18 protein-coding genes and 2 tRNA genes are annotated in these 19,686 nt (G+C 37.5%); 17 read left to right on the top strand and 3 right to left on the bottom strand.

Annotated features, from left to right (window positions below):
* Positions 1-151: 151 nt before the first annotated feature.
* The 3 genes from LB467_RS07945 to LB467_RS07955 form a co-directional block, all read right to left on the bottom strand.
* A tRNA-Pro gene (locus tag LB467_RS07945) sits at positions 152-226 on the bottom strand.
* Positions 227-580: 354 nt separating this feature from the next.
* A tRNA-Ser gene (locus LB467_RS07950) sits at positions 581-663 on the bottom strand.
* 145 nt (positions 664-808) lie between these two features.
* Positions 809-2,047: an NAD(P)/FAD-dependent oxidoreductase gene (locus LB467_RS07955; protein ID WP_224473506.1), complete on the bottom strand. Its 1,239-nt coding sequence runs from the start codon at positions 2,045-2,047 to the stop codon at positions 809-811.
* Between the two features lie 213 nt (positions 2,048-2,260).
* On the opposite strand from LB467_RS07955, the gene LB467_RS07960 reads away from it, so the two are divergent.
* The 17 genes from LB467_RS07960 to LB467_RS08040 all read left to right on the top strand — a co-directional run bounded on the left by LB467_RS07960 (position 2,261) and on the right by LB467_RS08040 (position 19,653).
* Positions 2,261-3,793, top strand: a complete 1,533-nt coding sequence (locus LB467_RS07960) for an HAL/PAL/TAL family ammonia-lyase (protein ID WP_224473507.1) — start codon at positions 2,261-2,263, stop codon at positions 3,791-3,793.
* Between the two features lie 49 nt (positions 3,794-3,842).
* Entirely contained in the window at positions 3,843-4,574 is a 732-nt protein-coding gene (fabG, locus tag LB467_RS07965; RefSeq protein ID WP_224473508.1) for a 3-oxoacyl-ACP reductase FabG, read from the top strand.
* A 3-nt stretch (positions 4,575-4,577) separates the two neighbouring features.
* Positions 4,578-5,456: an LpxL/LpxP family acyltransferase gene (locus tag LB467_RS07970; protein ID WP_224473509.1), complete on the top strand. Its 879-nt coding sequence runs from the start codon at positions 4,578-4,580 to the stop codon at positions 5,454-5,456.
* A 9-nt stretch (positions 5,457-5,465) separates the two neighbouring features.
* A complete protein-coding gene (locus tag LB467_RS07975; protein WP_224473510.1) occupies positions 5,466-5,915 on the top strand; it encodes a hypothetical protein in 450 nt (149 codons plus the stop codon).
* 100 nt (positions 5,916-6,015) lie between these two features.
* A complete protein-coding gene (locus tag LB467_RS07980; protein WP_224473511.1) occupies positions 6,016-6,435 on the top strand; it encodes an acyl-CoA thioesterase in 420 nt (139 codons plus the stop codon).
* Positions 6,435-7,580 carry a beta-ketoacyl synthase N-terminal-like domain-containing protein gene (locus LB467_RS07985; RefSeq protein WP_224473512.1) on the top strand — a complete coding sequence of 382 codons (1,146 nt, stop codon included), beginning with the start codon at positions 6,435-6,437 and terminating at the stop codon, positions 7,578-7,580. The genes LB467_RS07980 and LB467_RS07985 overlap by 1 nt, the downstream gene beginning before the upstream one ends.
* Position 7,581: 1 nt before the next feature.
* Positions 7,582-8,196 (top strand): hypothetical protein, encoded by a 615-nt coding sequence (locus tag LB467_RS07990; protein WP_224473513.1) that lies wholly within the window; start codon positions 7,582-7,584, stop codon positions 8,194-8,196.
* Positions 8,177-8,434, top strand: a complete 258-nt coding sequence (locus LB467_RS07995) for a phosphopantetheine-binding protein (protein WP_237690420.1) — start codon at positions 8,177-8,179, stop codon at positions 8,432-8,434. The genes LB467_RS07990 and LB467_RS07995 overlap by 20 nt, the downstream gene beginning before the upstream one ends.
* A 3-nt stretch (positions 8,435-8,437) precedes the next feature.
* Positions 8,438-9,628 carry a beta-ketoacyl-[acyl-carrier-protein] synthase family protein gene (locus LB467_RS08000; RefSeq protein ID WP_224473514.1) on the top strand — a complete coding sequence of 397 codons (1,191 nt, stop codon included), beginning with the start codon at positions 8,438-8,440 and terminating at the stop codon, positions 9,626-9,628.
* Entirely contained in the window at positions 9,618-10,682 is a 1,065-nt protein-coding gene (locus LB467_RS08005) for a beta-ketoacyl synthase chain length factor (protein ID WP_224473515.1), read from the top strand. Before LB467_RS08000 ends, LB467_RS08005 begins: the two co-directional genes overlap by 11 nt.
* Before the next feature lie 112 nt (positions 10,683-10,794).
* On the top strand, positions 10,795-11,442 hold the full coding sequence (locus tag LB467_RS08010) for a polysaccharide deacetylase family protein (protein WP_224473516.1): 648 nt from the start codon (positions 10,795-10,797) through the stop codon (positions 11,440-11,442).
* On the top strand, positions 11,429-12,049 hold the full coding sequence (locus LB467_RS08015) for a LolA family protein (protein WP_224473517.1): 621 nt from the start codon (positions 11,429-11,431) through the stop codon (positions 12,047-12,049). Before LB467_RS08010 ends, LB467_RS08015 begins: the two co-directional genes overlap by 14 nt.
* A gap of 71 nt (positions 12,050-12,120) precedes the next feature.
* Complete coding sequence (locus LB467_RS08020) at positions 12,121-12,492, top strand: hydroxymyristoyl-ACP dehydratase (protein ID WP_224473518.1); 372 nt, start codon at positions 12,121-12,123, stop codon at positions 12,490-12,492.
* 60 nt (positions 12,493-12,552) lie between these two features.
* A complete protein-coding gene (locus LB467_RS08025; protein WP_224473519.1) occupies positions 12,553-13,752 on the top strand; it encodes a DUF2062 domain-containing protein in 1,200 nt (399 codons plus the stop codon).
* The gene (locus LB467_RS08030; RefSeq protein WP_224473520.1) at positions 13,753-16,728 is read left to right on the top strand and encodes an MMPL family transporter; all 2,976 of its coding nucleotides are present in this window, start codon (positions 13,753-13,755) and stop codon (positions 16,726-16,728) included.
* Positions 16,729-18,396: a C45 family autoproteolytic acyltransferase/hydolase gene (locus tag LB467_RS08035; protein WP_224473521.1), complete on the top strand. Its 1,668-nt coding sequence runs from the start codon at positions 16,729-16,731 to the stop codon at positions 18,394-18,396. It abuts the gene before it with no gap.
* A complete protein-coding gene (locus LB467_RS08040; RefSeq protein WP_224473522.1) occupies positions 18,397-19,653 on the top strand; it encodes a phenylacetate--CoA ligase family protein in 1,257 nt (418 codons plus the stop codon).
* Positions 19,654-19,686 lie beyond the last annotated feature (33 nt).

Raw genomic sequence — 19,686 nt, forward strand, 5'->3', positions numbered from 1 at the left:
CTCACGATAAACTCACAAATTCACAGTGAACTCACGATGAACTCACATAAAATTTAACACTATTTGTTAAAATTTAAGCACAAAAAGAAAGGGTAACTATATGAAAACCATACAATTACCCTTTTTTATGTTAAAATATAACTTGTAAAAGTCGGGGTGGCAGGATTCGAACCTGCGGCCTCCTGCTCCCAAAGCAGGCGCGATAACCGGGCTACGCTACACCCCGTAGCTGATAGCTTACGCTATCGTTCAAAGTTTCAAATTCGTGGTTCAAGGTTACTTTTAAAAGTAGACCGGGAACCGGGCGGAGCCTGTCCTGAGTAAATCTTGATAAAGATTTATCGAAGGGCTACACCCCGAGTAATTTATTAATCGCGCTCGGTGCGATAATTAGGCGGAGTTTATCCCGACTTTATGTGGGGTCTACACCTCGTAGCTTGATGGTAAATATACCATCAAAAATTTTAGCCTTTCCGATCCAAAATACTCTTTCAAAAAGCAGTCCGGGAGACGGAGGAAGATTATCCCTATCTTTTCCAGAAGAAAAGGAGAATAAAAATCCGCAGACTAAAAGATCTTGCGGAGAGACCGGGATTCGAACCCGGGCATCCAAAAAGGATGACAGCTTAGCAGGCTGCTGCATTACCACTCTGCCACCTCTCCAATATTTAAGAACGCGCAAACATTTTTGCGGTTGCAAATGTAACTTTTACTTACTTACCTTCCAAACTTTTTAGGCTAAAGAATGCAATTAAATGAACGCTAATTTTTAAAAGCTTTGCCATCAGAATTTTAAGTTATAAAGTTTTTAAACATTTATCCCTTCCTGGTCTATTAACTGGGCTACATTTTTAATAATTCGCCGGTGATTCTTTACAAAGGGATTGCTCTTATTCCAAACATAACCGGCTAAAACCGCGCAAATTTGTTCTTTTATTTCAGTTTTTGGGGTTTCGTGAAAAAACAGCTTTTGTAAATTCCCGGAGTACCATTCTTTTACATAACTGCTAAATACCGAAATTCCTGATTCCATATATTCCGCATAATCTTTCTCCCAATCAACTTCCCTTCCTTTTATTTCAAGCCTGGCAAGTTTGGCTGCCTGTAACCCAGATTCTGTTGCAAAAGCTACACCCGACGAGAAAACAGGATCAAGAAATTCTGCACTGTTGCCGGTTAAAGCAAATCCTTCGCCATAGATTTTTTTTACGTTTCGGGAGATATTTGGCATTTTTATGGGTTCAAATAGAAAAGGCTCATCATCAAATCTATTCTTATAATATTTCAGTTTTTTCAGCATTTCCTTAAAGGCTACTGAATTATCACTGCTGAAATCTCCAAACCAGTCATTATTACTTACAAAACCCAGGCTTGAATTTCCGTTAGAAAAAGGAAAATACCAGAACCAGGTTTTATTGTCCAAAACTTCAAAGGTTATCAATTCGCCTTCTTTACCTTTTGGGCGGTTTGTTTCTTTAATATGGGTAAATATGGATGAATTACCGGTAATTTTAGGGGATGCATTCAACTTTAATTGATGAGCCAAAACTCTTCCGTTGCCGCTGGCATCAATTATAAAATTAGCTTTGATTTCCATTTTTTCTTCGGAATTGATCACTATTTCAGTAATAGATTTTTTTCCGCAGAAATTAACATTTGTAACTTCAGCATTAAAAAGGATTTCAACTCCTTTTCGTTGAATTTCATTTGCTAATACCAAATCAAAATCAGCCCTGGGAACCTGCCAGGTCCAATCCCAGCCTTCTCCATATTTTTCACTGAAATCAAATTCCCCAACTTTGTCGCCTTTTATAAACCTGGCGCCGTATTTTTTCTGAAATCCTTCGGTTTTAATAGCTTCCAGTAATCCTGCCTCCTTAAAATTATCCATGCTTTTGGGAAGTAGGCTTTCACCAATGCTAAAACGCGGAAAGGTATTTTTCTCTACCACCAAACAATCTATCCCGGATTTTTGTAAATATCCGGCAGCGACCATTCCGGAAGGACCGGCGCCAATAATTAAGACCTGGGTGCTAAGCTGTTTCATTTTAAAGGTTTCGCAGATTTTTACTCGATAATCGAGATTTTAATGCTCCGAGGCTTGGCTCGAAATCAAGAATATTTTCCAGTAATGCCTCTTGGGGCTTGCCCCGAGGTAGTTTACTTAGTAATAAATATTCGTTCTAAATCTAAAATCAGCAATTTTAAATACGGGCTAAATATAGTACATTTGTTAAGATTCCTAAGAATAATGAGGTCTATGCTCCAAATTAATGATTCCCTTAGCCTGGATGATTTTTATAATGTTTTGTTTGAAAATACTGAAATTCAGTCTTCCTCACAGAGCCTTGAGAAAATCGAAGCCAGTTTTAAATTTCTAAACGAGTTTTCCCAGAATAAAGTTATTTATGGCGTAAACACCGGTTTTGGCCCCATGGCGCAATACAAAATTAAGAATAAAGACCGTATTCAGCTTCAGTATAATTTAATTCGAAGTCATTCTTCAGGTTCCGGAAAAACAATGGAGCCGCTGTACGTAAAAGCTTTAATGCTCGCCCGTTTAAATACGCTTTCCTTAGGAAAATCTGGTGTTCACAAATCGGTTGCTGAAGTTATGCAGCAACTTATCAATAAGAATATTACACCTTTAATTTTTGAACACGGTGGGGTAGGAGCTTCAGGAGATTTGGTGCAACTGGCGCATCTGGGACTGGTTTTAATCGGGGAAGGAGAAGTTTTTTATAAAGGTAAACGCTGCGAAACCAAAGCAGTTTTTTCCGAAGAAAATATTGATCCTATAGAAATTGAAATCAGGGAAGGCCTGGCTTTAATGAACGGCACTTCGGCAATGACGGGCATTGGGATTGTAAATATCATTTTCGCCAAACGCCTGCTTAACTGGTCGGTTTTTTGTTCTTCGGCGATCAATGAGATCGTTCAGGCATACGACGACCATTTATCTGAAGAGCTTAACTCCGCTAAAAAACATATAGGTCAGCAAAAGATCGCCGAAAAAATGAGAAATCATTTAAAAGACAGCAAACTTACCCGTGACCGTAATGAGCATTTGTACAACGATGCGGCCGATAAAAATACGTATTTCGAAGAAAAAGTACAGGAATATTACAGTTTACGTTGTGTGCCGCAAATTCTCGGCCCTGTTTACGATACCCTGGAACATACCGCTAAAATTTTAATTGAAGAAGTAAATTCTGCCAACGATAATCCCATTATAGATGTGGAAAACAAGCACGTATATCACGGCGGAAATTTCCACGGGGATTATGTGGCTCTGGAAATGGATAAATTAAAACTTGTTATCACTAAACTATCGATGCTTGCCGAACGCCAACTGAATTATTTACTGAACAATAAACTCAACGATATTCTACCTCCATTTGTGAATTTGGGAAAACTGGGCTTAAATTTCGGGATGCAGGGTGCGCAGTTTACCGCGGTTTCTACAACAGCCGAAAATCAGACGCTTTCTAATCCAATGTATATTCATAGTATTCCCAACAATAACGACAATCAGGATATTGTGAGTATGGGCACTAACGCAGCCAATATCACAAAAACCGTTATCGACAATGCTTTTGAGGTACTTTCGGTCGAAATTATTACTATTGTTCAGGCTTTGCGTTATCTGGATTTTGATGAACAACTCTCGCAAAAGACCCGGGAGATTTTGGAAGAAATGAACAAAATAATTCCAGAAATAAAAGAAGATTTCCCATTGTATAAAATCAATGCCGAAGTAAAGAATTATCTCAAGAGTAACGAAGTTTATTAAGAATGTCAGGTCGAGCGCAGTCGAGACCTAACTGAAACCTAAAAATTCAATGAAATACGCCCTAATCACCGGTGCTTCCCGCGGAATTGGAAAAGCGATTGCCCTAAACCTGGCAAAGGAGCTGGGCTATAATATTTTGCTGAATTTCCATTCCAATACCGATGCTGCTACCGCTACTAAAGAGCTTATAGAAGCTGAAGGGGTAAATTGCAAATTGCTTCAATTTGATGTGGCTGATGCTGAAAAAACTACAAAAACACTGAAAGATTTCAGCAAAAATAATCCTGATGCAGAAATTGAAGTAATTGTGAATAATGCAGGGATTACCCGCGACGGACTTTTTATGTGGATGAAACCGGAAGATTGGCACTCGGTAATCAATACCAGCTTAAACGGTTTTTACAATGTAACGCAACCCTTGATAAAAAATATGCTGAAACGCCGTTATGGTCGCATTATTAATATCGTCTCCCTTTCTGGATTAAAAGGCAATGCCGGGCAGGTGAATTATTCTGCGGCAAAAGGAGCGATGGTTGCTGCCACTAAAGCCCTGGCGCAGGAAATAGGGAAAAGAAAGGTTACCGTAAATGCCGTTGCACCGGGTTTTGTCACTTCAGACATGACAGCCGATTTTGATGAAAACGAACTTAAAAAATTAATTCCCTTAAACCGTTTTGGCGAAGCCGAAGAAGTAGCCAATCTGGTAAGTTTCCTGGCTTCTAAAAAAGCTTCTTATATTACCGGTGAGGTAATAAATATTAACGGCGGACTCTATTCTTAAATTATGGCGAATTGGAAGGGACAATCGCGCGGTACCGTGGTGGGATTGAGAATTTACGTTTTCATCATCAAAACTTTCGGGCTTTACGTTTCCTATTTTGTTCTTCTTTTTGTGGCGCTCTATTTTGTGTTTTTCGCGTTTAATTCTACCAAAAGTGTTTATTATTTGTTCAGAAAACGCCTGGGCTATTCCAGTTTCAAAGCAGCTTTTAGTGTTTATAAAAGCTATTTCACTTTCGGAAAGATTCAACTAGACCGAATAGCTATCGCTTCTGGATTAAAACATAAATATAGCTTTGAGTTTGATGGGATTCACCACATTGAAAATTTACTGGAACAGAAAAAAGGCGGGATCTTACTTACCGCACACATTGGAAATTTCAATCTTGCCAAACATTTTTTTGATGATAAGAACAATCATCAAATTGTAAACCTTGTGGTTACTGATTTAGAACACGAAGAGATAAAAAATTACCTGGACTCAGTAACTGGTAAGTCGGCTATAAAACTTATCGTTTTAAAAGACGATCTTTCCCATATTTTTGAAATGAACAAAGCGCTTCAAAACAACGAACTTCTTGTTTTTGCCGCCGATCGTTATATCGAAAATGCCAAAACTTTTACTCATAATTTTATGGGGGAAGCGGTGAGATTTCCGCAGGGACCCTTTAAACTGGCAGCGCGTAATAAAATTCCAGTATTGTTTGTACACATTATGAGGGAGAAGAATTTTCATTATCATTTCTATGCCAGGCCTTATAATCCTGAGAAAAATGATGCAAAAATTCTATTAAAAGCTTATCTTGAAAACCTGGAAACTATGTTAAAAAAGTATCCGCATCAATGGTATAATTATTACGATTACTGGAACGATTTCAGCTAAAAACAGCTTATGGCAGAAAATTTACTCAAAGACCCGATTTTAGAATTAGATCGAATTTTAGAATTAATTCCGCAGAAACCGCCCTTTGTGATGGTAGATAGTTTGCTGGAATACACCGAGAAAACTGGAACCACCGGCTTCACCATACCTAAAAATAATATTTTGGTAGAAGATGCTAATTTTTCTGAACCAGGACTTATTGAGCATATGGCACAAAGTATGTCGCTTTGGCGCGGTTATCAGGGATTTTTAAGCGGACTTGACAAGCCAAAAACGGGGTTTATAGGAGCGATTAAAAATGTGGAAATCTTGGAACTTCCAAAAGCCGGCAGCAAACTGGTGACTTATGTGGAAATTTTGCAGGAGTTTATGAACGTTACCTCTGTTGGCGCACGTACTCTAGATGAAGAAGGAAAGCTTTTAGCCACTTCAGAAATGAAAACCGTTACCGTAGACTGATTTTTCGAATAAAATTTAGATAAAGTTTCGTAAGCCTAGATTTTTTGGTTCGTTTTTTTATCGATGGAAAAAATGAACACTATTATTAAATTAAAACAAAATGCTGGAAAAATCCTTAACCACAATTACAAATCTAAGGGTTCGTTTTCACGAATGTGATCCCCTGCAAATTGTATGGCACGGCAATTACCTGAAGTATTTTGAAGAGGGACGCGAAGATTTTGGTAGGGAACACGGTATTTCCTATCTCGATGCCCAGGCAGAAGGCTTTTCCACGCCCATTGTAAAATCTCTTTGTGAACATAAATTACCATTAAAATACAGCGATGCGTTTCGGGTGGAAACCACTTTTATAAATTCTGAAGCCGCAAAAATAAATTTCACATATAAAATCTTTAAAGGAGAAAATCTGATTTGTACCGGGGAAACCTTACAGGTTTTTCTGGATGAAAACCAGGAATTGGTGTTAAATAATCCGCCGTTTTTCTTAGATTGGAAAAAGAAAATGAAGCTGCTTTAATGAAGAATCTCTACCTGTTAGATGATGCGATTATTTCTCCACTTGGATTTTCTATAGAAGAAAATATCCAGGCGATTCGTGAGGGGAGGTCAGGTTTAAAACTTCAGCAAAAACCTGAAATTACCGAAAATCCTTTTTTTGCCGGAATTATTGATGAATCACTTTTAAACCAAACTTTTTCAGAAATTGGAGCTACTGAAGATTTCACCAAACTGGAAAAAATGATCCTACTGGCAGTAAAGCAGATTTTAGATAAAAATATAAACCTGGATCTAACTGAAACCGCTCTAATCATTGCTACAACTAAAGGCAACATCAACCTTTTAAAAGAACCCGGTGATTTTCCTGAAAACCGGTTAAAATTAGGCCAATTGGGAAAAGTTGTCGCTAATTTTTTTGGTTTTATCCAAACCCCTATAATTGTTTCCAACGCCTGTATTTCGGGTGGTTTGGGACTCGCAGTAGCAAGAAGGCTGTGTGATTCAGGAAAAATTAAAAATGCTATTGTAGTAGGAGCCGATTTAGTTAGTGACTTTGTGATCTCTGGTTTTAATTCTTTCCAGGCTTTAAGCGCTGAGGCCTGCAGGCCTTTTTCCAAAGATCGTGATGGGATAAGCCTGGGTGAAGCAGCAGCCGCTATTTTGGTAAGTACTGAAAAACCTAAAATTTCAGGAGTTATTAACTTAATTGGCGACGCTTCAGCTAATGATGCAAACCATATTTCAGGACCGTCCCGGACCGGGAAAGGATTGTATAAAAGCATTCAAAAAGTCCTAAAAGAGGCTTCGATTTCCTCAGAAGAAATCGGTTTTTTATCAGCGCACGGCACGGCTACGGTGTATAATGATGAGATGGAAAGTATGGCTTTTCACCGTTCCGGTTTAGAGGAAACACCACTCCATAGCTTAAAGGGCTTTTACGGGCATACGCTGGGTGCTTCGGCTTTAATAGAAAGCATTATCACCAAACATTCAATGTTGAATAATGAATTATTTGCTTCTAAAAATTTCGGGGAATTGGGCGTTTCGAAACCACTAAATGTTATTCGAGAAAATCAGAAACAGGAAATCAGTTATGCATTAAAAACCGCATCTGGTTTTGGTGGCTGCAACCTGGCTTTGATTTTTAAAGCGGAAAAAAAATAAAATGCCAAATCAATTTTACATACAGGATTGGATTAAGATTAAAAATGGTGCAATTTTTAATTCAGAAGAGTCGGTTTTTGCATTTTCGGAAGATGAATTAAATCCATTTCTAAAAGCTGCCTACGACAATTTGAAGCTGGAATATCCTAAATTCCATAAAATGGACGGACTGTCGAAATTAGGAATTTTGGCTTCTGAAATTATTTTCAGAAAAAATAAAGCAACAAAAGATACTGCTCTGGTGTTCTCCAACAATGCTTCCAGTTTGGAAACCGACAGGCAGTTTCAGGACAGTACAAAGACTTTTGCCTCGCCTTCACTTTTCGTTTATACCCTGCCAAACATTGTTTTGGGGGAGATAAGCATTAAGTTTAAGTTGCAAAGCGAGAATGCTTTTTTTATTTCTGAAAATTTTAATGCCGAATTGTTACAGAGTTATACCGAATCTTTATTGCTTTCAGAAAAAGCCCCCGAAGTGCTTTGTGGCTGGTTAGACTTGCAAAATGGCGAATATGATGTATTTTTGTGCCTGGTTTCAAAGGAAAAGAATATTCCATTTTCCGAAGAAAACCTCAAAAAAATATATTGCGCTGAAAATGAAAAACCTACACACTGAACTTAAAGAAAGTATCATCGAGCAACTCAACCTGGAAGATATGGAACCCGCCGATATTGGCAACGAGGAACCGCTTTTTGGCGATGGCCTTGGCCTGGATTCCATAGACGCGCTGGAGCTTATTGTGCTTTTGGAAAAAGATTACGGGATAAAACTTACCGATCCTACCCAGGGCAAGGAGATTTTTGTTTCCATAGACCGAATGGCGACCTATATAGAAGAAAACCGAACGAAATAGTTTATGAATAAAGCTGTTGCCATTACCGGAATGGGGATTATTTCTGCTATTGGCAACGACACCGGGGAGAACTATCGCTCTTTAATTTTAGGAAAACACGGAATTTCTTCTCCTGAAATCCTTAAAACAATCCATCGGGATTTACCGGTTGGGGAAATTAAAATTTCCAATGAAACTCTTGCTCAAGATTTAAACCTTCCCAAAAATCATAGTTTTACACGGGCAGCCCTACTGGGAGCCTTTGCCGTTAGCGAAGCTATAACTCAATCTAAGCTGAAAATAGATGGGGGGACTGGGTTTATTTCAGGAACCAGCGTAGGCGGAATGGATGCTACCGAAACTTATTTTAAAGAATTTACGGAAGGAAAAGCGGAGAACAGCAGATTTATCCGAGCGCAACATCCAGGATTTACAACTGAAATAATCGCTGAACACTTTGGGATTACGGGATTTGTAAGTACGATAAGTACTGCCTGTTCCTCAGGAGCTAACGCGATTATGCTGGGTGCCAGGATGATTAAAGCTGGAAAACTAAAGCGTGTAATTGTTGGCGGAACAGATTGCCTTACCAAGTTTACACTCAACGGATTTAATTCGTTAATGATTTTATCTGATGAGCATTGCAAACCCTTTGATGAAAACCGCAACGGCTTAAATCTTGGCGAAGGCGCTGCTTATCTGGTTTTAGAAGCCGAAGAAGAGCTAAATGTAAAACCGGTTTTAGGTAGGATTTCGGGATATGGGAATGCCAATGATGCATTTCACCAAACCGCGTCCTCGGAAAATGGGGAAGGGGCATTTTTAGCGATGCAAAAAGCCATGAAAACCGCTGGGATTTCTTCGGAAAAAATAGATTATATAAACGCTCATGGAACTGCAACTAAAAATAATGATAGTGCAGAAGCTAAAGCCTTAAAGCGAATTTTTTTTAAAAATTCACCCGATTTTAGTTCTACGAAAGCTTTTACTGGGCATACTTTAGCTGCGGCGGGAGCATTGGAAGCGGTTTATAGCCTGTTATCAATTCAACACCAAGAGGTTTTTGCCAATCTCAATTTTTCCGACCCAATGGACAGTTCAGGTTTTATCCCCGTAACTCAATTAAAAGCGAAACCTATAGATCACGTACTTTCCAACTCTTTTGGGTTTGGAGGAAATTGTACTTCATTAATTTTTAGTAAAAATGGAGAATAAAATATACATTAACGGGATTGGTAGTATTTCGGCACAGCCCGGGGATGTGATTTCCTGGGAAGCGGCAAGGCTTTATCACGAGAATATCTTCCCGGCAATTTCACCAAATTATAAGGAGTTTATAAAACCTATGGCTTTAAGGCGAATGTCTCAAGCGATAAAAATGGGGATAACTTCGGCGAAAATTGCTTTAAATGAAGCAGAGATTGAAATCCCCGAAGCAATTATTACCGGGACCGGCGAAGGTTGTAAACAGGACACCGAAAAATTCCTGGAGAATTTGCTGGATCAGGATGAAAAATTATTGACCCCGACTTCCTTTATTCAATCTACCCACAACACTATTGGCGGGCAAATCGCTTTGAATTTGGGCTGCAAGAATTATAATGTAACCTACACCCAAAATTCTGTTTCCCTAGAAACGGCTTTTTTAGATGCCCAAATGCAATTCAGTGAAAATCCTGAGATAAATTCGGTTCTGGTTGGGGGAGTAGATGAGATTTCGGAAAAAATCACATCTTTCAGAAAACTCGATGGGCAATTAAAACCGGACCCAATTAAAAATACTGATTTACTGAAGGAAGATTCGACGGGCACGATTACTTCAGAAGGGGCACACTTTTTCGCCCTGTCAAAAGAAAAAAAGCAAAATACTTACGCTGAATTTCAAAGTGTGTTCATGAAAAATTCCATTCAGCCAGAGAAAATCAATGATGAAATAGAAGCTTTTCTAAAAATAAATAAACTGGATTTAGCAGCTGTAGATACGGTGATTTTAGGTATTAATGGTGATAACCGGTATGACCATTATTATAAAAATCCTCAAGAAAAGCTGTTTAAAAATACAACGCAACTAGCCTATAAACATTTAATTGGCGATTTTGATACGGCTTCGGGCTATGCGGTCTATCTGGCTGCCAATATTTTAAAATCTGGAGAGATTCCTGAAATTCTTAAGCTAAATAAGTTAGAATGTAGTGTTCCTAAGACCATTCTTATTTACAATCAGTATCTTGGCAGGGATCACAGTTTAATCTTACTCAGTGCGGTTTAAAATTATAAACACGGTTGTTGTCCTTCTGCTTTTCGCGGGTTTGGTGCTGGCGTTTTTTGGTTTTGCCTCATTTTGGTACGTATTAACTTTTATTTTTTTCTACCTGCTTTTTTTGCTGACTGTATCTACAAATGTTCGGTTTAATTTTTTTGTAAACTCTATTAGTGAAAACCGAAAAATTAAAGAAAAACAAATCGCCATTAGTTTTGATGACGGTCCGGTAGAAAATACCCTTGAAATTTTGAAGGTTTTGGAAAAGTACAACGCGCAAGCCGGGTTTTTCTGTATAGGGAAAAACATTAAAAAGCACCCGGGAATTTTTAAAGAGATTATAGAAAAAGGTCATTTTGTAGGCAACCATACTTATAGCCATACCAGAAAAATGGGAGCTCTAAGCGTATCAACCATTGTGAGGGAGATTGAAGCCTGCAATAAAATTGCTGAAGAGACAGCCGGAATAACGATGAAACTCTTTAGACCTCCTTTCGGAATTGTAAGTCCAAAAACGCAGAAGGCGCTTCAGGAAACCGGGATGCAATCCATAGGTTGGAGCATTAGATCCTTTGATGCGGTGCTTTCTTCTGAAGAAATTGTTTTAGAACGAATCAAAAAAAGGCTTAGGCCGGGAGCGGTTATCCTTTTGCACGATAATAATGCTAAAACCGTTAACATACTGGAACAGTTGTTGCTATTTTTGAAAAATAATCAATATGAGGTTGTAAGGCCTGATAAATTACTGGAAATCAATGCGTATTCTTAATATTCTCCTTCTGTTTTTAAGTCTGAATCTGGTAGCTCAGGAAGAACTTTCCAAAGAGGAGGTTACTAAATTTCAAGAAGAAATGCTGGCAAAAGCCAATAAACTTGAAACTTTGGAAGCTGATTTTGTTCAAACAAAGAAAATTGAAATGATCACGGAGGAATCTGTAAGCCGCGGAAAACTTTATTACCAAAATCCTGAAAAACTAAAATGGGAGTATGCTGAACCGCAGGATTATATCATTTTGTTTATAGAAGGTGAACTTCATATCAATGATGCCGGGGATAAAAGTGTGAGAAATACCAATTCTAATAAACTTTTTGATAAAATTGCTAAACTTATTACGGGAAGTGTGAATGGAAAATTGCTCCAGGATAATGAGAATTTTGATATTTCTTTCACCCGCGAAAACGATCTGGTTTCTGCTTTAATAATTCCGAAAGATAAAAATTTAAAAGCGATGTTTGCTGAGATCCATTTGCTTTTTAATGGGGAGAATATTGTAGAGCAGGTAAATTTAATGGAAGAATCCGGTGACGCAACGATTATTGAATTCAGTAATATTAGTATCAATCGGGATATACCTGCAACCGTATTTGAGCCATAAATTGTTTCTAAAAGCTTAAAAATGCTAAATTTTCTGTGTAATTTAGTCCTGTACCAACAACCAGCCAATACATGTTATTAAAGAATTTTTATTCTGTTTTAGATTCTTCAGAGAAAGACGATAAAAATATCACTCAAATAAAGATCAATAAAGACCACGCTATTTACGATGGGCATTTCCCCGGAAGGCCGGTAACTCCAGGCGTTATTTTAATGAATTTGTTTAAAGAAGAAGCGGAGCGCCGTTGTGCTTGTAAACTTCAGTTTAAAAAAGGGAATAACGTGAAATTTATGGCTGTGGTAGATCCAAATACCGATGCAATTTTAAATCTTGAAACTGAAATTACGGAGGAAAATCAGGAAATAAAACTTAAAGGTATCGCTAAAAATTCTGCCGGTATTTCATTGAAAATCAACTCTATTTATAAAAAAGTTGAATCTTAAACTTTTAAGAGTTTGTGCTTTACTTTTTAATTTTACTTTTGCAAATAAAGCCATTTTGATTTGAACCACGAACCAATACATCAGTCTAGATTTGAAGCTTTAAATTGTTGTATTATAATTCCTACTTATAACAACGAAAAAAGTCTGGGTAGCGTTTTACAGGATTTACTGTTATATACCTCTAATCTTTTGGTGATTAATGATGGTTCTACCGATGCTACTAAAGAAATACTCAAAGATTTTTCTGAAATAAATATTCAACATTTTGATGAAAACAGGGGTAAGGGCGAAGCATTAAAAAAAGGCTTTAAAATTGCCGAGGATCTTGGCTACGAATATGCAATAACCATAGATTCAGACGGGCAGCATTATCCTGATGATCTGGATGTTTTTCTTAGTCATTTGGAAGAGAAAAATCCTGATTCTGAAATTTTACTGGTTGGAGACCGTAATATGGGCCAGGACGGCATTCCTGGAAAAAGTACCACCGGAAATAAGTTTTCCAATTTCTGGTTTTTGGTAGTAACCGGTACCCAGCTCACCGACACCCAAAGCGGTTACAGACTTTATCCTTTAAAAGTGATTAACCAGATAAAACTTTATACCAATAAGTTTGAGCTTGAAATCGAGATTATTGTAAAAGCTGCCTGGCGTAAAGTTAAGGTGAGAAATGTGCCGATAAAGGTTTTTTATGAAGAAGACCGGGTTACGCATTTTCGACCTTTTTGGGATATCACCAGGATTACGCTACTTTATATCTGGTTTGTTTTGGTGAGTTTTTTCTATATCCATCCGCGAGATACGTACCAGGATTTTAGAAAGAAAGGCTATAAGCGTTTCTGGAAAGAAAATATTGTTAAAAGTCAGGAGCCGGCACATAAAAAAGCGGCAGCGATTGCATTGGGCGTTTTTGTTGGGATTTTACCATTTTGGGGTTTACATACATTATTGGTGTTTAGTTTGGCTGCAATGTTTAAACTCAATAAAGTAGTAGCTTTTTTATTCAGCAATATTAGCATTCCACCATTAATTCCGTTTATTATTTACGCCAGTTATCAAGCCGGATCTTTGCTCACCGGCCGCGGACTGGCCTGGGAATTAAGACCGGAAGATTTTGATTCTACAGCCGATATTTTTCTTGGCTTATGGCAGTATATCATTGGTAGTTTTGCCCTGGCAGGAATCGTCGCGCTACTGCTATGGATTGTGTTTTATTTCTTATTTTCGGTAACAAACCAAAAACAGGTGGTAAAACCTTAAATGCACAACTTTTTCCTAAAGCTTTATTATTTTTTCCGGAGGCAAAAAGCGATTGGTTTTTTGCTTCTGCTGCTGTTTGTGCTTGGTGGTGGATATTTTGCTTCTAAAATTCAGCTGGAAGAAGATATAACTAAGCTTATACCTTCCGGGGAAAAACAGGATGTTTTAAGAAAAGTACTCAATAATACCGAGTTTTCAGATAAACTCATTATCGCGGTTTCTTCGGAAGAAAAAAATCCTAAAAAACTTACTGAATATGCAAGTCAACTCATTGATTCCTTAAATAAAGAACTTCCTCAGTATATTACCAAAATCCAGGGAGAAATTCCTGATGAAGGTATTTTAGAAGTTTATGACTTTGTTTACCAAAACCTACCGTTATTCCTTAATGCGCGGGATTATGAGGAAATAAATTCCCGATTACAGGAAGACAGTATTCAGGAAAGATTGGAAAGTTCTTACAGGGACTTGATTTCCCCAACCGGATTTGTGACCAAGCAATTTCTCTTTAAAGACCCACTTTCTATAACAAACCTGGGCTTACAAAAATTGCAGGAACTTCAGGTAGACGATAATTTTAAGATTTATAATAATTACCTGCTAACTAAAGACGAGCAGCATTTATTGCTCTTTATCACTCCTGAATATCCGGCTTCTGAGACCAAAAATAATGAGGTTTTTATAGAGCGTTTAGATGAGATAATTTCAGAGTTAAATGAGAATTCTGAAGTTAATGCCGAATACTTCGGTGGGGTTTTATTTGCCATTGCCAACGCAAAACAGGTTAAAAGAGATATTCAGCTTACGCTTAGCATAGCTTTTTCTATTTTGCTGGTCCTATTAATTTTATTTTACCGAAGAATTTACGTACCGCTATTGCTTTTTCTTCCCAGTTTATTAGGGGCTTTAACCGCTATTACATTATTGTATTTCTTTAAAGGAAGTGTTTCGGCCATTTCCCTTGGTATTGGTGCGATTTTATTAGGAATAAGCCTTGATTATGCGCTGCATATCCTCACTCATTTTAGAAATAATGCCGATGTAAAAACGCTATATCAGGAAGTTAGCAAGCCTATTCTAATGAGTAGTTTTACCACAGCTATCGCTTTTTTATGCCTACTTTTCCTTGAAAGTGAAGCCCTGAAAGATTTAGGAATCTTTGCAGCTGTTAGTGTAGTAACGGCTTCAGTATTTGCTTTAATCCTTATTCCGCAATTTTATAATCCTCCTAAGAATAAAGAAAAAGAAAAAAGCAACTGGGTAGATAAACTCGCTGCACAACGATTTTATCAGAACAAATTTTTAGTCGGCTTTGTGTTGTTGTTATTTCTCGGCGGTTTGTTCTTCTTTACCAAAGTTGGGTTTAGCGAAGATATTTCGAAACTTAATTATGAACCCGAAAGCATAAAAAAGGCTGAAGAAAATATAAAACGAATTTCAGGTGATGCCGCGAATACCACCTATTTGGTTTCCTATGGAAAAGATATAGATGAAGCCCTTTCCCGAAATAACGAACTTTACCTGGATCTAAGAACTTTGAAAGAGGACGGACAGGTTAAAAGTTTCAGTAGTATTGGCGGAGTAGTGCTTTCTACCGATAAACAAACCGAAAGAATTGAAGCCTGGGAAGAATTTTGGAGTGATTCTAAAAAGGAAAACCTAAAAAATAATCTCTTGCGGGAATCTGCTGAACTTGGCTTTAAAGCAGCGAGTTTTAACCAATTCTACGAGCAATTAAACAAAAATTTCAACGGCATATTCCTGGACGATTATCGTGATGTTTCAACACTTTATTTAGACGATTTTATAAACAGAAGTCCGGGTTTTTCTACGGTAACCAGTACCCTTAGTTTTGATAAAACCAATTCGGAGGTTTTACAGGAACTTCAAGAAGAGGAAGGAATTATCGCTATAGACCGAAAACAAATGAACCAGGATTTACTTGGGGATTTAAAGAGTGAATTCAACCAGCTTATTTTATTCTCTCTAATTGCGGTTTTTATTGTTTTACTGCTTTTTTACCGGAATTTACTGCTTAGCGTGCTCACTTTGCTCCCAATTGCCATTACCTGGATTATTACCCTGGGAATTATGGCTGTTTTAAACATAGAATTCAATATTTTAAATATCATTATTTCCACCTTTATTTTCGGGCTTGGGTTGGATTACAGCATTTTTATCACCAACGCCTGCCTTAAAGAATACGAAACCGGAAAACCTGCTTTAAAAACTTATCAGGCTTCTATTTTGCTTTCGGTTTTAACCACATTACTGGGAATTGGCGCCTTAGTTTTTGCCAAACATCCTGCACTTCAGGCGGTTTCTGTTGTTTCGGTGATTGGGGTTTTAACCGCTGTTTTAGTGGCTTTTGTAATTCAAACTAAAATATTCGATCTTTTATTTTTCCGAAGAAAAGTGGCGCAGAAAGCTCCTTTTAGTTTCTCTGCTTTAGTGATTAAATCGAAAAACAAGGAACAGCTCTATTTAAAAAATGCGGTTTTAGGAAATTACAGGTATAAGTCGGTTTTTTCAAAAGCGAAAAAGGAATTTTCGCAAAACAGGGAACGATTTTTAAAGGTTTCCGGGTTTATAGATTCGGATGAAAAAATCTTTATGCTGAATTCCAATTTCGGTATACTCCCTATCTTTTTAAGTATGAAGAATCCTGAAAATGAATTCTTTGTTTTAGATACACATAAAGAAAACAGAAATATTGCCAATAATACGCCACAAAGCAATGCTGAGAATCTTAAAATCAACAAGGAATGGCCTGAAGATTTCAAGGATTATCTGGTATTTATAATCAGTGAAAAGCCTTCAGAAGAAATCACTCCAGTTTTAAAAGAAAATATCTCACGGTATGCTGAGAAAGTGATTATTTTAACTTCAGAATATGAAAACCGGTGGCTTATCGATTTAAATTTTGAGATTATATATCGGCAGAATAATATCCTGGTTTTAAAAAGAATGGATTAATTGAAGCTAATTTTTATTAAAATATCTATTTTATTAGGGGTTTTATTTCTCCTTAATTCCTGCGGAATAAAGCGTTCTATGCAAGACAGGCCCGATATTTCGGGAATTGAGGCAATTGATACTACCAGGATCAAACACAGCGACACGCATTATAGCATTGGAAAGAATTCCCTTTATAAAAATCAATACGGAATTTGGGAACTCTACGTTGAAGGCGATGCCCTGGAACGAGGAGTAATAAGCGGTAGCCTTACCCGCGAATTAATGCATAAACAGGAAACTGCTTTTATGGAGAAGATCTATAAATTGGTTCCGGAAACCGGATATCGAAATTTCCTAAAAAAAACGGTCACCTGGTTTAATAGAAAAATGTACCTGCACGTTCCTGAAGAATACAAACAGGAAATTTATGGTACATCGCTTTTTGGGTTGGAAAAGTACAATGATTTTGCGCCGGCTTATATAAGGATGCTCTATTTTCACGGGGCGCACGATATTGGTCACGCACTACAGGATTTAATGCTGGTGGGTTGTACTTCGTTTGCTGCCTGGGATGAAAAAACTGAAGACGGTCAATTACTTTTAGGTAGGAATTTTGATTTTTATGTAGGAGATGAGTTTGCTGAAGAAAAAATTGCCGCTTTTATAAACCCGGTAGATGGGCATAAATTTATGATGTACACCTGGGCCGGAATGATTGGATCTGTAAGCGGTTTAAATGAAAAAGGAATCAGTGTAACCATAAACGCCGGGAAGAGTAAAATTCCTTTGCAGGCCAAGACACCTATTAGCCTGGTTGCCCGGGAAATTTTGCAATACGCATCTTCTACCAAAGAAGCTATAGAAATTGCTAAAAAACGAGAGGTTTTTGTTTCAGAATCTATTATGGTGGGAAGTGCTAATGAACGTAAGGCAATTTTAATAGAAGTAGCGCCGGGAAATTTTGGTGTTTACGAAGTTGAAAATTCTAATGAACTGGTGTGTAGCAACCATTTTCAAAGTGAAGCTTACGTAGAAGATAATCGAAATTTAAAAGCCATAAAAGAGAGCCATACACAATATAGATTTGATAAAATGCGGGAACTGCTTTCTGAAAATGAAAAATTAACGCCTACAAAAGCTGCTGGAATTTTAAGAGACAAAGCAGGATTAAAAGGTTCTAATCTAGGACTGGGAAATGAAATGGCCATAAATCAATTGCTCGCCCATCACGGCATCATTTTTAAGCCTGAAGAGCGGAAAGTATGGGTTTCGGCTAATCCTTATCAGTTAGGTGCTTTTGCTTCTTACGATTTGGAACAAGCTTTTAAAGACTTTGAAGACGGAAATGTTTCAGGAAGCGTGATGACCGATGAAACTATTGCTGAAGATCCTTTTGTAAATACAGAAACTTATAAGGATTATGAAAAATATCGAACATTAAGTCGGGAAATTACAGAAGCGATTTTTGCCGAAAGAAAAATTTCCGAAGAAAAAATCAAGGAACTTAAATATTTAAATCCGCATTTCTGGGAGGTTTATAAGATTGCCGGCGATTATTATTTTCAGCAAAAAGAATATAAAAAAGCGGTGATTAATTATAAACAGGGCAAAAGGAGGGAAGTAACCACTTTGCCGGACAAGGAATATTTAGAGAAAATGATTAAAAAATCTTACCGCAGACTGTAAATGACGAATTTTTACTATATAAATGCAAATAAAAAATTGCTGAAACAACAGTTAAGTTACGTTTCGGCAAATTCTCGCTTCTATAAAAAGCATTTTAGCAATAATAAAATAAGCCCTGGGGAAATCGAGTCTTATGAGGATTTCAGGAAAATCCCGATTACCACCAAGGAAGACCTGCAACAATATAATAAAGAGTTTTTAGCAGTTCCCCAGGAAGAAATAATAGATTATGTTACTACTTCCGGGACTTTGGGAAATCCTGTGAGTTTTGCCTTAAATGGTTCAGATCTGGAAAGATTGGCAGAAAATGAGCGGCAGTCTTTTGAAATGGTCGGAGTAAAAAAATCTAGCGTTGTGCAACTTACCACGACTTTAGACCGCCGATTTATGGCCGGAATGGCTTATTTTCTTGGTTTAAGAAAACTGGGTGCCGGGATTGTAAGAACCGGCAGCGGGCTTCCCGGTTTGCAATGGGAATCTATAGAAAGATTCAAACCCGGATTCCTTGTGGCGGTTCCTTCATTTTTATTAAAGATGATCGATTTTGCCATCCAAAACGGAATCGACTATAAAAATTCTTCGGTTAAAACTGCAGTTTGTATTGGTGAGCCTTTGCGAAATCCAGATTTCAGCCTGAATTCTCTAGGACAAAGAATCAAAGAACTGTGGGATATTGAACTGTTTTCTACCTATGCCAGTACCGAAATGGGTACTGCGTTTACCGAGTGCGAGTTGCATACCGGTAATCACAGTCTTCCAGAGCTTATTTTTGCCGAAGTTTTGGACGAAAACGGTTTTCCGGTTAAGTCAGGGAAAATTGGAGAATTAGTGGTCACTCCATTGCAAACCCAAACAATGCCTTTGATAAGGTTTGCTACCGGGGACATGGTGAAATTCTATGGGCAAAATTGTGAATGTGGTAGGGAATCGCTACGCATTGGCACGCCGGTAGGGCGCAAACAGCAAATGATTAAGCTGAAAGGAACAACACTTTATCCGCAGCAAATCATCAATTTACTTACAGCGTTTCAGTCTTTAAAAATCTTTGTTATTGAAGCAAGGCTAAATGAAACCCAAACTGATGAGATCATAATTAGAATTCCGGAGGATTTTGCTGAAGTTAATGAGCTTCAGGAGCATTTGCAAGCTGGCTTAAATGTAAAAGTAGCACTAGAAAAAACTTCCGTAGAAAAAATCGAAAAACTAAAATTTCCCAAGGAAAGCAGGAAACCAAAGCTTTTTCACGATTTTCGGTAAGGTTGAAATTATTATCTATTAACTTATTTTTAC

Source organism: Salegentibacter tibetensis, from assembly GCF_020164485.1.
Lineage (GTDB): Bacteria > Bacteroidota > Bacteroidia > Flavobacteriales > Flavobacteriaceae > Salegentibacter > Salegentibacter tibetensis.

What these genes read in the sequence shown, in the direction of transcription:
- LB467_RS07955 (WP_224473506.1), bottom strand. Translation starts at nt 2,047, where the DNA reads ATGAAACAGCTTAGCACCCAGGTCTTAATTATTGGCGCCGGTCCTTCC.
- LB467_RS07960 (WP_224473507.1), top strand. Translation starts at nt 2,261, where the DNA reads ATGCTCCAAATTAATGATTCCCTTAGCCTGGATGATTTTTATAATGTT.
- fabG (WP_224473508.1), top strand. Translation starts at nt 3,843, where the DNA reads ATGAAATACGCCCTAATCACCGGTGCTTCCCGCGGAATTGGAAAAGCG.
- LB467_RS07970 (WP_224473509.1), top strand. Translation starts at nt 4,578, where the DNA reads ATGGCGAATTGGAAGGGACAATCGCGCGGTACCGTGGTGGGATTGAGA.
- LB467_RS07975 (WP_224473510.1), top strand. Translation starts at nt 5,466, where the DNA reads ATGGCAGAAAATTTACTCAAAGACCCGATTTTAGAATTAGATCGAATT.
- LB467_RS07980 (WP_224473511.1), top strand. Translation starts at nt 6,016, where the DNA reads ATGCTGGAAAAATCCTTAACCACAATTACAAATCTAAGGGTTCGTTTT.
- LB467_RS07985 (WP_224473512.1), top strand. Translation starts at nt 6,435, where the DNA reads ATGAAGAATCTCTACCTGTTAGATGATGCGATTATTTCTCCACTTGGA.
- LB467_RS07990 (WP_224473513.1), top strand. Translation starts at nt 7,582, where the DNA reads ATGCCAAATCAATTTTACATACAGGATTGGATTAAGATTAAAAATGGT.
- LB467_RS07995 (WP_237690420.1), top strand. Translation starts at nt 8,177, where the DNA reads ATGAAAAACCTACACACTGAACTTAAAGAAAGTATCATCGAGCAACTC.
- LB467_RS08000 (WP_224473514.1), top strand. Translation starts at nt 8,438, where the DNA reads ATGAATAAAGCTGTTGCCATTACCGGAATGGGGATTATTTCTGCTATT.
- LB467_RS08005 (WP_224473515.1), top strand. Translation starts at nt 9,618, where the DNA reads ATGGAGAATAAAATATACATTAACGGGATTGGTAGTATTTCGGCACAG.
- LB467_RS08015 (WP_224473517.1), top strand. Translation starts at nt 11,429, where the DNA reads ATGCGTATTCTTAATATTCTCCTTCTGTTTTTAAGTCTGAATCTGGTA.
- LB467_RS08020 (WP_224473518.1), top strand. Translation starts at nt 12,121, where the DNA reads ATGTTATTAAAGAATTTTTATTCTGTTTTAGATTCTTCAGAGAAAGAC.
- LB467_RS08030 (WP_224473520.1), top strand. Translation starts at nt 13,753, where the DNA reads ATGCACAACTTTTTCCTAAAGCTTTATTATTTTTTCCGGAGGCAAAAA.
- LB467_RS08040 (WP_224473522.1), top strand. Translation starts at nt 18,397, where the DNA reads ATGACGAATTTTTACTATATAAATGCAAATAAAAAATTGCTGAAACAA.